This is a genomic window from Halobacteriovorax sp. RT-2-4, assembly GCF_047085445.1.
Lineage (GTDB): Bacteria > Bdellovibrionota > Bacteriovoracia > Bacteriovoracales > Bacteriovoracaceae > Halobacteriovorax_A.
Genome location: NZ_JBKIXY010000001.1, coordinates 513,987 through 527,902, shown reverse-complemented (window position 1 = coordinate 527,902; position 13,916 = coordinate 513,987). Strand labels below are relative to the sequence as shown.

Annotated in this window: 14 protein-coding genes and 1 riboswitch; of the genes, 4 read left to right on the top strand and 10 right to left on the bottom strand. The window is 34.7% G+C overall.

Translation table 11 applies throughout. The features are described 5' to 3' along the window. Positions 1-8: 8 nt before the first annotated feature. Genes ACMAYL_RS02410 through ACMAYL_RS02400 form a run of 3 tightly spaced genes read right to left on the bottom strand, consistent with a single transcriptional unit; the run spans position 9 to position 3,516 of the window. A complete protein-coding gene (locus ACMAYL_RS02410) occupies positions 9-503 on the bottom strand; it encodes a hypothetical protein (protein WP_412470682.1) in 495 nt (164 codons plus the stop codon). Next, complete coding sequence (locus tag ACMAYL_RS02405) at positions 500-1,600, bottom strand: hypothetical protein (protein WP_412470681.1); 1,101 nt, start codon at positions 1,598-1,600, stop codon at positions 500-502. The genes ACMAYL_RS02410 and ACMAYL_RS02405 overlap by 4 nt, the downstream gene beginning before the upstream one ends. Further along, positions 1,600-3,516, bottom strand: a complete 1,917-nt coding sequence (locus ACMAYL_RS02400; protein ID WP_412470680.1) for a hypothetical protein — start codon at positions 3,514-3,516, stop codon at positions 1,600-1,602. The genes ACMAYL_RS02405 and ACMAYL_RS02400 overlap by 1 nt, the downstream gene beginning before the upstream one ends. Positions 3,517-3,690: 174 nt before the next feature. On the opposite strand from ACMAYL_RS02400, the gene ACMAYL_RS02395 reads away from it, so the two are divergent. Together ACMAYL_RS02395 and ACMAYL_RS02390 are read left to right on the top strand one after the other, a co-directional pair. Further along, a complete protein-coding gene (locus tag ACMAYL_RS02395) occupies positions 3,691-4,599 on the top strand; it encodes a hypothetical protein (RefSeq protein ID WP_412470679.1) in 909 nt (302 codons plus the stop codon). Between the two features lie 21 nt (positions 4,600-4,620). Then, positions 4,621-5,454, top strand: a complete 834-nt coding sequence (locus tag ACMAYL_RS02390; RefSeq protein WP_412470678.1) for a hypothetical protein — start codon at positions 4,621-4,623, stop codon at positions 5,452-5,454. On the opposite strand, the gene ACMAYL_RS02385 is transcribed toward ACMAYL_RS02390, so the two are convergent. Next, a complete protein-coding gene (locus tag ACMAYL_RS02385) occupies positions 5,451-6,284 on the bottom strand; it encodes an ion channel (RefSeq protein WP_412462664.1) in 834 nt (277 codons plus the stop codon). The two genes, ACMAYL_RS02390 and ACMAYL_RS02385, sit on opposite strands and share 4 nt — an antisense overlap. 99 nt (positions 6,285-6,383) lie before the next feature. On the opposite strand from ACMAYL_RS02385, the gene ACMAYL_RS02380 reads away from it, so the two are divergent. After that, positions 6,384-7,436 carry an NAD(P)-dependent alcohol dehydrogenase gene (locus ACMAYL_RS02380; protein ID WP_392991762.1) on the top strand — a complete coding sequence of 351 codons (1,053 nt, stop codon included), beginning with the start codon at positions 6,384-6,386 and terminating at the stop codon, positions 7,434-7,436. Positions 7,437-7,472: 36 nt separating this feature from the next. Here the strand turns inward: ACMAYL_RS02380 and ACMAYL_RS02375 are convergent, their stop codons facing one another. Both ACMAYL_RS02375 and ACMAYL_RS02370 read right to left on the bottom strand, forming a co-directional pair. Next, complete coding sequence (locus ACMAYL_RS02375) at positions 7,473-7,883, bottom strand: hypothetical protein (RefSeq protein WP_412470677.1); 411 nt, start codon at positions 7,881-7,883, stop codon at positions 7,473-7,475. A gap of 3 nt (positions 7,884-7,886) precedes the next feature. Next, a complete protein-coding gene (locus tag ACMAYL_RS02370) occupies positions 7,887-8,612 on the bottom strand; it encodes a YebC/PmpR family DNA-binding transcriptional regulator (protein ID WP_412470676.1) in 726 nt (241 codons plus the stop codon). A 188-nt stretch (positions 8,613-8,800) separates the two neighbouring features. On the opposite strand from ACMAYL_RS02370, the gene ACMAYL_RS02365 reads away from it, so the two are divergent. Next, a complete protein-coding gene (locus tag ACMAYL_RS02365) occupies positions 8,801-9,616 on the top strand; it encodes a hypothetical protein (protein ID WP_412470675.1) in 816 nt (271 codons plus the stop codon). A gap of 8 nt (positions 9,617-9,624) precedes the next feature. On the opposite strand, the gene ACMAYL_RS02360 is transcribed toward ACMAYL_RS02365, so the two are convergent. The 4 genes from ACMAYL_RS02360 to ACMAYL_RS02345 all read right to left on the bottom strand — a co-directional run bounded on the left by ACMAYL_RS02360 (position 9,625) and on the right by ACMAYL_RS02345 (position 13,913). Beyond that, positions 9,625-11,673, bottom strand: coding sequence for a TonB-dependent receptor (locus ACMAYL_RS02360; protein ID WP_412470674.1), 2,049 nt, complete (start codon positions 11,671-11,673; stop codon positions 9,625-9,627). Further along, a riboswitch (TPP riboswitch) is annotated at positions 11,664-11,776 on the bottom strand. (Overlaps the previous gene by 10 nt.) A gap of 74 nt (positions 11,777-11,850) precedes the next feature. Then, positions 11,851-12,210 carry a hypothetical protein gene (locus ACMAYL_RS02355; RefSeq protein ID WP_392991771.1) on the bottom strand — a complete coding sequence of 120 codons (360 nt, stop codon included), beginning with the start codon at positions 12,208-12,210 and terminating at the stop codon, positions 11,851-11,853. 99 nt (positions 12,211-12,309) lie between these two features. Further along, on the bottom strand, positions 12,310-13,236 hold the full coding sequence (locus ACMAYL_RS02350; RefSeq protein WP_412470673.1) for a hypothetical protein: 927 nt from the start codon (positions 13,234-13,236) through the stop codon (positions 12,310-12,312). Further along, the gene (locus ACMAYL_RS02345) at positions 13,236-13,913 is read right to left on the bottom strand and encodes a hypothetical protein (RefSeq protein ID WP_392991774.1); all 678 of its coding nucleotides are present in this window, start codon (positions 13,911-13,913) and stop codon (positions 13,236-13,238) included. The genes ACMAYL_RS02350 and ACMAYL_RS02345 overlap by 1 nt, the downstream gene beginning before the upstream one ends. Positions 13,914-13,916 lie beyond the last annotated feature (3 nt).

The window sequence follows — 13,916 nt, the reverse complement described above, 5'->3', positions numbered from 1 at the left end:
CAGTGTACTTATATAGATATCGAGTATGTTCCATCTATTGATATGATGATCTCGCCATTGAGTTTCTTTTTAAAACGATATAATAATGATTTAAAGCTTGTTTCGGCCTTAAGGTAATCACAATCTTGTCCATAGATTTTTATTATTAGCTGCTGTCTATTGGACTTAGCTTCTTTTAAAGCGTCTAAAAGAACATTCTCTTTCTTACTTAATTTTCCATTAATCTCAATTTCATGCGGGACTTTGTTTTTTAATAATAGACTTGAGATTAGTCCATGGTTGGGATCTTCTGATGAAGAGTTTATATCGACTTCAATTTCTTTTGAAAAATCTTCTCCATGTAGTTTAGCAGATAAAAGATAAAATAATGTACGGTTTAATAAATTATTATCTTTGCTTCGAATTATCGAATGAAGATTAGCTAATTGTTTATGTGATAGAGACTTTATATCGATAATATTTAATATTTCTTTATCAATTTTGCTAAGAAGTGCATCGATCATGATAAAGACTCCTGTGTAGCAAATATGATCTTCTCATTATTTGATAAAGAAAACAGCTGATTCTTTTGATCGAAAATGATAAGTCCTTCTATTTTTTTATTTATTCTAGATACTAAGGTCGTTAAGCGATTTCTTGCATCAAGCTCATCTGTATTCGGATAAATTTCCTCTATAATCTCTTTAAAGTCACATGGGCCGTAAGCTAAAAGGTGAATTAACTGGTCACTTATTTCTCCAAGTAGGTAAGGAGAAGTCTTTTTCTCTAGTCTGATTCTCCACGCCATTGTGAGTTGAGCTTTGTTAATTGTATTATTCTTGCTGAGATATACATTTTCAATGGCCTTTATTGCTTCTTTGATTTCAATAAAGTCGTAACATTGAAGCTCATCAAGAACCTTGTTCGCATTAATATTTTGCCCAAGACAAAACATCGATTCACAAAGATGAGTTAATGCTTGTGCATATTGAAGAGTGTTCTTTTGATCAGCTAAAATCATTAATGCTTTTTCATTGTAGCGATAGGCCGAACGTTGGGCACCAATCTTATGAAACTCATCAGCGATATTAACACAAATATTTGCTGCACTTGTTATGGATTCATGTTCAATTAGTTTATCAACTGATTCGATATAATTTGCTAGTAATCTTTTTCTTAGATCAATATTACCTTCTGCTGTTATTGTATTCATCTGGGCCGTTAGTGCTTTTTTATTTGCTCCGATTTTTGTGTAGCAGTTATAGGCATTTAGAAAGTTGTTCTTTACCTGAATATGATTGTCTTGTTGAGCTGCTATTAAGGCCATGGCAAAATAGAGATCACCGATATAGGGAGAGTTTTTATATATTTCAATATTCTCGATTTCATAAGACTTATTTTCTAAAATAGCGATACGGCAAAGGCAGAAAACATGTAAAAAAGAATTTGGTTTTACTTCGTTTTGTAAGCGCTGAAGCTTAGTTTTATCGTTTAGATAATAGGCCATCATGATTTGAGTATATAAAGAATCCTCAGATTTATATTCTAGTTCAAAAAAAAGTTTCGTTAATTGTGCTATATCAGCATCGATTAAATGTGAGGGGTGAATAGTTATACTCATTAGTTCCAGCTATTAATTAGAGGTATACTACCTTTGTTGCTGTTTTTCTTTTTTACGCTATAAAAAACTCTAGCTTTGTTATGCCTAAGTAGAGCATCTTCAATGCTCTGATTCTTGCTTGTCCTAGAGACGTTTAGCATATCCGTAAAGAAGAGTTCTTTTATATCAGCTATAATTGTATTGTCTTCATCTAATATGATTTCAATTCTTGGGACAAATTTTTCAATATCATTATCAATGACAACTGATTCTTTAAATTTCTTGTTATGATTCTTTCCAGATATCGTTAGTATTATCTTATCATTCTTAAGCTTAATGACTGATCTAATTGAGAAGGTTTCTTCTGTGTTTTGATCCTTATTACTTTTAAAGTTCCTAATCTTTTTTCTCAATATTTTTATTAAGTCGACTTTATCATTACTGTAGATTTCCTTACACTTTGCTATTTCACTGTATGCAAGGCCTTCCCAATTTGCGAAGATATAATTGTCATCACTTTTTTCATGTGAATTTTTGCACCTGAAGCCAATTACTAAATTTCCTGCAATTGATAATCCCGTTGGAATAATTATTCTCTCTCTAAACTCTAATGAATTATATACAAGTGGCCCGCCACCATTTCCGTAACCATTACCACCTCTTATAATTATATTGTCTTTGAATTTACCTTTAAATTCTTTTAACATTTCAATTGTTTGTATATTTGACCTATTATCTTGATCAATATTTAAATCCTTCTGTTTTTTCTCTAGGTATAGGTCGTAAAGTTCTTTTATTTTTGTATCAGTTAGATCTCCATTGGCCTTACCATGCGTGTTTGGGATTTCTTCAATTAGTCTATCCTGATTCTTTTGACGATAAGTTGATTGATACTTTGTCGAATACTTAAATCTTACCGAATCTAAGTGTCCTCTTTTCCCATTTAAATAGTTTTTGATACAACTTTTAATATTAGAATGCGAAGTAAAGATCGATCTTTGCATGATTCGATCATAAGAAGTGGCAATGCCTGCAATTTGATACTTACTTTGAGTTAAGTTGTTATTTTGTAATAGTGGTGACCCACTCATTCCTGGAACAATGCTTGAGGGAGTGATTATTGCTTTACTTAAAAATGATTGACGGCTTTTTTCATGCTCTTTTACTTTTGAATCTAAATTTATTCGACATTCATTATGTGTTATCAGATCCATAATTGAATTCATCATTCCAATTTGATTGTGATGATTTTGCTTATATGGGATCGCTTCAGTCGTTATCGACTTGATTGCTTCTGAAATAGGAACAAAGAGTGCATTGCCCTTGTAGTGTTCAGGCGAGCTTGGATAGAAGTTACATGAAAGATCATACATATTACCGATCTGTACGTAAGAGAGAGTTTCTCCTGATAGTGAATTTTCAAAGAGTGGTCTATTATTGTAATTTATTTCTCTGTTTTCTCCAAAATGAAACTCAGACTTTTGTTGACCTCTTGGCGAATTATTTTTTCCATGAGTATAAAGAGAATTCTTATGTCGATCATATCTTCCAAATATCTCTTTTATATTATTATTAACTTCAACGACTGCAACATCATCGTTTGCACATGAGAGTGTATTATCTTCTTGTACAGGAAAAAGCTCTCCACGATAGACATAGAATTTATTATCACCGTCGACCAGGTGTGAATTTGTGATAATAAACTTCCTATTATCACTTTCTATGGTGAAACCTGTCCCGGCAATCGGCATTTCACTCTCTTTATAATGAGAACCTATCACGACAAGAGATTCTTTATCTTCAATATAATGCTTCTTATAATACTCGTTTATCTTGTAGCTATCGACATTCTTACCAAGCAATATATCTGTATATGGATCTGCATTGACAAAAAATGATAGGCCAAGAGTATAGATAAATAGAATTTTATATTTCATATGCATATGTCATATACACAGCAAAGAAGGTGCCATTTTTTCGAAGTTATTACGTATCATCTGCTCGTATTTTGTTTAGATTAACAGACGGCCGTCTATTTTTTGATCAATTCTAAGCTAAAATACTACATTTATTGTGCGATTTATTGGCATTTTACTTGCTTTATCAATCATATGATTAAATCACTTAAAAGCTTATCTATTATAAGTACGTTCTTAATTTGTTCTAGTTCAACGTCTTTTGCGGCCGATAATTTATATGGGGCCGAGGCCGGTGTTAAGACTAATCTTGGCAATTGGTATAAAGACTCAAGCCTTGATGAAGGGCCAGTTACACTCACTTTTAGGGCCGATAGTAACGGTAATTTAGAGCTTGCAGAGTTGGACTGGATGCAATTTGAAAAAAGGTATCAAAGAGAAGAATTTGGTGGTGTTGAGATCGCTCTAAGGGCCCTTGGCGCAAAATATGAAAAGATCCATGACTCTATCGGGCAGCACGGTAGTATTCAATATGCGCACTTAGTAATTAGAAAAGCATTTGTCTTAGATGATGGTGCGACATTAATTCTATCAGGTGTTGCAAAAGCAAGTGATACTTGGAGTGTTCATCAGTTTAATGAAGAAGATAGTCGTAATCTCGGTCGTTCCTATAAGAGAATCTATAATCAAGACTCGGTCAATTTAGATATCGAAGCAACTGGTGAAATCCATTTCAAAATTGGTGATGGTAATGCCCGTGCTTATGCCTACTACAAACAAGGTGATGAAAGAAATTTTGAAACTGAAGATAAAAAATTTAATTACTCTTATCAGAAAAACGAATATGGAGCAGGTATTGAATATCGGCCAAGTGAAAAGTCGAAGCATACTTTTGGGCTAAAAGTAAAGCGTAACGAATTCAATGAGAATTTCGGTCGTGGTCAAAAGAGCTTCGATGAAACACAGTTTATGCTCACTTATCAATATCGTTTTGATATGGAAGAGTTCTTTTTTGGTAAGTCATATGAAGTTGATACAAAAAAAGGTGATAAAGAATATGACGAATACGTTGAGGAAGAGTTAGATCTACCAGAATTCTATTAATATTTTAAAACAAGGCATTAGATGAAAAAAATATTTTTATCATTTCTATTATTTATTCCTCAGGTTTTTGGTGAGAACTTAAATATCAATCACGCTCACTTAAATGAATTAACTGGTGATAACGAAGCTGTCTTTGAGCCTATTGCGATAAAGGAGCTCGAAGTAGAGGAGGAATCGCTCCTTGACGGAATTAGAAAAAGATTTGTTATAACATATTCTAAGATAAATCGTTCAGATATGGATACCTCTTATAATGTTTCAAATGATGGAGATTCTCTTTACGATTTATATGATGATGAATTCGATCGAATATTAGATGAAAATTTAAAATTTAAAGAAGGTCATAAAGTAACAATTGAGTATCTTGTTACTCAAACTTTTAGTATTGAATTGGCCGATACGTATCGTCGCTATAATATGTCTGGTCGACATGTTGGTGTAACTGAAGGAGGCTTTCTAGAGGATGATCAATATGATGTCTATGAAGCTAAAAATGTTACGATATTGAATGATATCCAAATTGGTATGAAATATGCCATTAGACTTGTTGATACTCCCCGTTTTAGATTTGAGTTAAGTCCAGGTATAAGTGCAGGTTTAGTTCATGTCCAATCTGATACTAAAACTTACTACAATGGTGCAGAGTATGAAGAAAATCACTTTAACGATATTGGTGGCTATTCTTACGGTGTCTCGCTTGAGGCGAAGGCCATTTTTTGGGATAATTTCTTTGTACAAGTAGGAGTAGAGCAAAGAGATTACGTGCTTGCACCAATGGCACATGAAAGTGGTGTTTCACAACAAATTGATCAAAGTGGATTCAATTTTTACATTGGAGCTGGGATTAGATTCTAATCTTCTATCGAATGAAAATTATCTAAATTTAATTGATAGGAGTCCTCTTGATCATGCTTGAGGACGTCCTTGAACTTCTTTGCCTTGAGTAAGTCCTTTGCAAGGTAGATGTGGTTAGAGTGAACAGTTTGAGTAAGTACTTTGTCTATTCCAGTAAATGAAGTTGAAAAAGATATTCTTTTCTCTTTTATTTCATCTAACGTTAGGCCATAGAGTGGACTTTCTGTATCGATGGGATGCATAACTGTCCATGTTAGAAGAAATGTCGGGTTTTCTGTGTTCATCAACTTTAAGTTACATGTACGTCTTATATGATGGCCTTCCTTAGAAACATAGGGAATTAAGGCCCCAACCTTAACTGATGCATCGATAATATGTGTATCCCTACTATTGGCAATTCTAAACATTAGAGTCGGTACTGAATCAAACGTAGCGATGATAATATTATTTGTAAAAATAATCTTAGCTGAAGGTTTTGCAAATTTAGCAAAGGCCATACCTGTTATAATTGCAGCGTAGAAGATACCAGTCATGGCATCGATTATCACTAAGAAGTGGGCAGGGTCATTTTTAGGAAGATAGTAACCATAGCCGATAGTTGAGCTTGTTTGAAAACTGAAGACAAATGCATCCCAAAGCGAGTTACTATTAGTATTTGAAATTTCTGCTGGAGAGTAAAAGTAAAGTAACGCAAAAAGAAAGTTAATGATCAAGTATATTAAACTCGCAGTTAGAAAAAAACGAGACCAGGATGTTCTGATCATTCGATAGTATAAATCATTAAACAGATTATACCTAACACCCTCAATTGATACATTTAGCTTTGCCATGTTTATATTATATCCGAAGAATAAAATTTAAGAAAATCATTAATCTATTAGGTAGCACTTACCTTGTAAAATGCCATCATCTTAAACAAGGAGACTGTAATGATTAGATCAAAAGGAATCGCGGCAAAGAGTCCTAAAGCGCCACTTGAACCATATAATTTTGAAAGAAGAGAAGCTAGACCTAATGATGTTGTGATCGATATTAAGTATTGTGGTATCTGCCACTCTGATATTCATATGGTAAGAGATGAGTGGGGACTAGGTACACCTTTTCCTCTAGTTCCTGGGCACGAGATTGCTGGTGTTGTTCGAGAGGTTGGTGCAAATGTAAAAAAATATAAAATAGGAGATCGTGTTGGAGTTGGATGTCTTGTCGATTCTTGTCGTAGTTGTTCTCCTTGTGAAAATCATCTTGAACAATATTGTGAGCAAGGGGCAACACAGACATATGGTTCGGAAGTTGATGATGGTACTGGCCATACTCAAGGTGGCTATTCTGATGTTATCGTAGTTGACCAAGACTTCGTTTTAAAGATTCCTGACAATATTGATTTACAAAAAGCTGGCCCGCTTATGTGTGCAGGTATAACGCTGTATTCTCCTTTAACTCATTGGAAAGCTGGCCCTGGCAAAAAAGTTGCTATTATGGGGCTTGGGGGACTAGGGCACATGGGAGTTAAGATAGCGGCCGCAAAAGGTGCTGAAGTTACAGTTCTTAGTCATACAAAGAATAAGCAAGAGGATGCTTCAAAATTAGGAGCGCATAAATTCCTCTATACGGGAGATGAGAAAGTTTTTGAAGAGAACGCCGAAAAGTTTGACCTTATTATTAATACTGTTTCTAGTAATAAAATAGATATGGGAAATTATTTTAATCTCTTAAAACTAGATGGAACATTGGTCTCTGTTGGAGTTCCTGAAGAACCTTTAGCAATACATCCATTTCCACTTATTATGAAACGTAGAAGTTATGCAGGTTCTGTTATTGGAGGAATCAAAGAGACACAGGAAATGTTAGATTTCTGTGGGAAGCATAATATTTCCCCTGAGATAGAAATGATTGAGCCTAAACAAGTTAATGAAGCTTATGAAAGGGTACTTAAAAGTGATGTCCGTTATCGCTTTGTCATTGATATGAGTAAGCTTGGTTAGTAAAAAAAAGGGATCCTAAGGATCCCTTTATTTAAACTATTTTCTTAAGTCACTTAAATGGCATTTATATGATTTAAATACTAACTTTGATTTTTCTTCACAAGTTACATTGTAGAAATGAATTCCACAGGCATCTTTGTCTGATGAACAAGTCGCTTCGCTAATATCGTATAAAGCGTCCGAGATATCTTGTGCCTCGTCACCCTTTACTGTCTTAACAAGAATGTCACCATTTGAAAAAGCGCCTACTGTACATTTTGTCTTTTTAAACAATTGTGTACAAAAAATTTGGTCTAATTCGATTATACATTTAGACCCGTTGCAATCTGGTTCTACTGTTGACTCTAGTGAAAGAAATAGATTTTTCGCAAGATCTTTTTCTACTTTTAAATCTGAAGCGCCAGCTGTTGCAATAAGAGTGATTAGAGTAATAATGATTTTTTTCATGAATTACTCCTCTGATTCTTCAAGGTTGTGATAAACAGTAACAACATCGTCGTCTTCTTCAAGAAGATCGATTAATCTTTCGAATTGCTTCAATGTCTCTTCATCATTAATTGCTTTATAGTTTAAAGGAACTCTTTCAAGTCTCGCTTCTTCAGGTGTAATCCCAATTTCTTGAAGTTTCTTTTGAATGTCTCCAAATGATTCAACTGGTGCGATGATTTCAAAAACACCGTCTTCTAGTGTAATATCTTCAGCACCTGCATCAATAATCTCAAGTTCAAATTCGTCTTTATCAGAAACATTCTCTTCGTTCACGAGAAAGTTTGCCTCTCTTTTAAATACGAATTCAAGAGAACCAGTTTGTCCAAGTGATCCTTGAACTTTATTAAAGTAGCTTCTTACACTTGCTACAGTTCTTGTATTATTATCTGTTGAGGCCTCAACGAAAACGGCCACACCACCAGGTCCGTAACCTTCATAGTTGATATCGACGTAACCTGCACCATCACCACCTTGTCCTTTTTTTATCGCACGGTCGATATTATCTTTTGGTACGTTAAACTTCTTACAACGATCAATAGCAACCTTCAAAAGAAAGTTAGTATCAGGATCTCCACTACCACTTTTCGATGCTAAGAATACATCTTTAAGAGCTCTCGTAAATACTTGCCCACGGGCCTTGTCTGCTGCGCCTTTTTTGGCCGCAATTTTTGCTGATTTTCTTCCCATAAATCTCTCTTACGTTAAATTAGTATCCTATAGTTTTAGTCAAATCATCATAAATCGTCTAGTTCTGGGCCTATTTAATTAAGCTAAGTTGCTGAAATATGTATAGAAAATAGTCAAATATGAAGTATCTTCAATTAATGACAAGTAGCATCTATTAAGTGATATCTTCATCTTAAAGGAAGATCATTATGGAAAAATACCTAGCTCTCACATTCATAAAACTAAATATTCTAGCATCTTTTGGCGGCCTAGGTGGTCTCGGTGGTTTTGGTCCAGATATAGATCATAACCCAACTTATCGACACCGCACGCAAGATCAAAGGGCCGAAGTTGATAGATGTGTAATTAATCGAGCTGGGCAAGATTATCACTTAAATAAAAGTAACTATTCAATTGATGATCTTTTCTCATTAGTATCAACAACTGATAAAGGCCAGGAGGTTGTTAATAGAATCAGGCCCTTATTAGATGATGGTAAATTAAAAATAAGAAACCTTTCAAAGCTTGAAAGAGAGCGCAGAGGATTAACACAGAGAACTTCTGCTCTTTTTGACTTTACAATGGAGACACCTACAATCTTCATCGGTCTTGAAGATGAATTAGGACTTGTTGCTCACTTCTTTGTTCATGAAGCAACACATGCTCTTGATGAGCTAATACCACAAGAGTATGAAGTGGATATGATTTATTATAATACATTCAAAGACTTTCAAAAGTTATTCGGTCTAGATCTTGAGCCTATGAAGGATCTTTCAGAGTATGAAACGAATAAGATGTATGAAATTTATGAAATAAAAGAGAAAAATCGCGCCCAACATGCTTATCGTGCTGAACGCTTTGCTTTTGACCAGCAAGGAGTTTTCACTAGTGAAGTTCTATCTGTAGAAGATTGTTATGAAACATATATTTCACAACATCGAGAGAGAAACAAATTAAAACTTTACCGTGTAACTCCTGATGATCATATTTTTAATGCATATGGTATTAATAAAGATTATCTCTAGTACTTAATTTAAAATTCATACTTTAAGCTAAGCCCATAGCTTCTTGGGGCCTCGTTTTGAGTATATAGCTCATCTTGCCAAGTTGGAGGCATATTCGCAAAGTAATAACCACGCAGAGAATATGTTTCATCAAATACATTCTTGCACCAAATTGAGACGTCTAAAGACTTGTAGCGATATCCTATCTTAGTATCAACTATCTGATACGGATCAGATTTCAAATCGTGTGAATTTGAGTAGTAGAAATCATCTGAAGCGTAGAAGTTGATATCCCAATACAGTCCATTTCTATATTTATAGTTAAGGTTTAAATTAACTTGGTAGTTTGGTGCATGAGGCATTTGTCTTCCTTCAAGATCACGTGTACCAATATTGTAGTCTCCGTAGCGCGTTCCAAGTAGACCAAGTCCTGAAGAGAGGTTTAGGCCATATGGTTTTTCAAGACTAGCTTCAATCTCTGCTCCATAATTGAACCCACTTGCAGCGTTATCTGTGTAGAATGTGAACGAACTTGGATCCATTGGATCATCTTGAAATGATGTTTTAACTTGAGCATTATTTCGATACATAAAGAAAAGAGAGCTATTTATTGAAATCCCTTTTTCTTTTATCAGATACTTCTGTCCAATTTCTAATGAATAGAGGTCTTCAGGTTGAAACTCTTTTCTTGAATTTGGTACGGCCGACTGTGTGTTTATACCACCAGGCTTATATCCTTTAGATAGTTTAGCGTATGCAAGATCACCAAGAAGTTCTTTCTTAGATAGCGTGATATTAAGGCCATACATCAGATCTTCTGGTGTAAGATTTGTTTTAATACCGCCTTCTAATGATTCAAATTCTACCTTGCGATATTCTAGACGTGCACCATAGTCTAAGCTCAATTTTTCACTTAGCTCATTTCTACTTTCAGCGTAAATTGAAACTAATTTTGTATCGACTTCTCCACTTATATTTTTTCTTACTGCTGAGTCTTCATAACCAACTTCCTTGAAATCTTCGTTAGATGATTTTAGGTAAATACCAGCTGTCGTGGCCTTTGATGAGAGACGTTGATCCAATGTGAAATCCTCTCGCTCTCTTGGGAACTCAATATTGTAGTCGTAGTCTGCGTTCCATCCTGGGATTGAATTCCAGTATGGATTATTTCCCCAGTCTTCATCGTAGCTATAATAAGATTTGTTTTTGAAGTGAGTTAATATCGATGTACTTGTCAGGTTTGCATTCAAATCTTTTTCAAGTTTTATGTATTGTCCAAATGTTCTACTTTCATCTTTACCTGGTTTATCTGAACGTGTCGTGAAACCGTTGTCTTGAACAAACGCATCGTATCCGTTGTTTTTATCAAAGTAGTGTAACCCTGTCGTTAGAGTTGCCGTGTTAAAGTCCATCGTCAGATTAGTGCGTAGATTTATTTCGTCTTGTCCATTTGTATCCTTGCGACTTAAGTAATCATTGTTCATATAACCATCGCTATCTCTTTTACTAATAGCGAGTGCTAGCCCTGTCGTTTTACTTAGCATTCCTGAATAACTGATACTTTCTTCCCAAGTGTTAAATGATTCATATGAAAGATATGTATTTATTTGGGATTTTTGTGATGGTGTAAGAGATTTTACATGAATCATTCCTGCCATTGCACTTGGACCAAAACGTGTTGCTTGAGGTCCTTTATAGATCTCAAGTTGCTTAACTCCGTTAAGGTTTGTTGTTCCAGAAACTCCCGTATAGTCTATTTCATCTACCATTAAACCAACTGAATAATTCGAAATCCCTTCATATGCTGAGCGCTCTCCAATACCTCTTATTTGAAAGAAGCTTGAGCGAGAGCTACCATTTGCCATATTTAGGTTTGGAATCGCCTTAAAGGTCTCACTGATATCTGTTGATTGTTGTTGCGAAAAATCTTTTTGCGTCTTTAAAGAAATACTATTAGCATCACTGTAATATTCTTTCTTTTCAAAAAGACCATAGATATAGATTGCATTGTCTGAATCTACTGTTTTTGTTTGAGCATGAATTAGTTGGGAAATAAATACTAGTATCAGTATTTTCATCTGAATCTCCTTACGCCAGCATTACCTGGATCAAGTTAGAAGGTTTTACGGCCAATTCCGCTATTCTCAGCCACATTATGGTGCAGCTCCCTTGTATAAATTTTGGTATTAATTACATTAATATAATTAAAAGGGCAAATAAAAAGGCCAGCTAGGCTGGCCCAATTATTTTATTTCTTAGAACTTAACTTTATAGTTTTTTACTTTTACAACGCCTTTTTTGATCTTTGCTGTAATAACAAGTTTAACATCTGTTGCACCTTCACAGTTATAACGAAGGTACATATTAAATAGTGATGCAGAAGCTTTTTCTGGCTGTGCAGTACAAGCTGCTAGGTAGTCTTCTTCAACAGTTCTAACTATTGATTTAACTTCTTCATTTGCCATTAGCTCTTCAACTGTTTCCTCAAAAACACGTTGAGATTGCTCAATTGAATCAAAGTCTGGCATGCTCATTCCTGGAGGTAGTCCAATAGAGATACCGGCCTGTGCATTAAGTGTAAGTAGACACACTAGTGATAAAAGTGCTTTTTTCATATTATCCTCACTATCTATTTTTTGTTTGTATATTTGTTTACTAAATCGCATTTTACATCTGGAAATGCAAGGTAGGCCAAGTATCCCTGAAATTATTTCTTACTTAAATTCTGTAATAATATCGAATACTTCGTTGTAATCAGTTGATTGAATATCATCTGAGATAGATAGTCTAAATCGAGTTTGAATCGAAAAATTTATTGCCGAACAATAACTCTTTGCCGTGTTATTTTTTAATCTTAAATAGGGGATTCGTGCACTAAGTGGGAATATTAACTGATCACACTCTATTGAAAATGAATCATTACCACTTTCTTGCGCAGTAACAACAATAAGTGAATCTATGATAGATTCACAGCTTGGAAGAAATATTGGGTTAGTACTACGAGGTGCAAATCCTATTAATGCTTCATCATTTGCTCCAAAGACACCTTCGAGCTCTATATTCCATACCTTTGGAACTGGAGAGAAGAAGTCATCTTCTGAAATAGTGTAGTTGAAATGTATTTGATCATTTAATTGTAAATAACGTCCATTCGTCCCAGAACCAGATGAGTCCTCAATAGTCCACTGGAAATCATCAATATTTGTATATGCAGGAAGCTTAATTCTAAGTTGAGTTAGCGTTGTTGCTTTTCCAGTGATAGTAAGCTGATATGTCTGCCAATACCAACGATCTCCATCAATAGCATCATACATCAGCTGATTTTTCACTCGTTGGATATGTCTAATCCCTTTTGAAGTGATGGCCTTTAAATCGAGTTCTGCACTTGTATCAGTCTTAAAACTGATCTCCAGTGTCATTCCAGCTTTTATACTAATGTCTTGGATATCATAGTAGTAATTTGAATTACTCGGTGATGAACAAGAGTAGCTACCTTCATACACTTGCCATGGATCAAGAGTTAGACCATTGAGGCCAATATCAGAATAGCTCTCACATCTAAAAGAGCCACCCATATTACAAGAAGCATAAATGCTAAAAGCAATAAGAGTTATGAATGTGAGAGCTATATTTTTAATCATTATAGGCCGTCAACACCAGTGAAACCAACATTGATTACAGCTTGGAAGTTGTCTGAAGTCGCTTCATCACCAGCTTCAAGAGCGATAATTCCTCTAACTGTAAGTGCTGTGTTATCTGCTAAGGCAGATAGAACTTTAGCGTTTGCTTCACCTGGATTAGCTGCTGCAGAGTTGTATACTTCTGATGCAACATCAGTAATAGCTTTTTTAGTGTCTACCATGATATCGCCTGATACTAGGCTAGAAGTCGCTCCACCAAGAGTCTGTTGTCCATATGTATCTAGACCTGCAGATACAAAAATCATTTTTTCAAGTGCTACAGATACATCATTTGAAGAAGATGTTAGAGATTTTGAAATTTTCAGGTAGTCACCTTTGAAAAGTAACATTTTTGATTTGATTTCAAATTTTATATAACGTGTATTTGATTCACCATCAAAAGTACCTAGGTTTAATGTTGCATCTTGTGTGTGTGATCCAAAGCTTGTGGAACTTAGAGTTGCATCACAGTCATTAAATGTTACGTCTTTTCCACAATCAACAAGTGCAATCGAAACACTGCTAACTTTTGGTGAAAATCCACCTGATAATGTAATTGATCCATTTGCTGTTGAATCTGCTGCAAATGAATTGAAGCTTAATGCTGTTGCAAGTGTTGCTAGCTTAATTAATTTCATTGT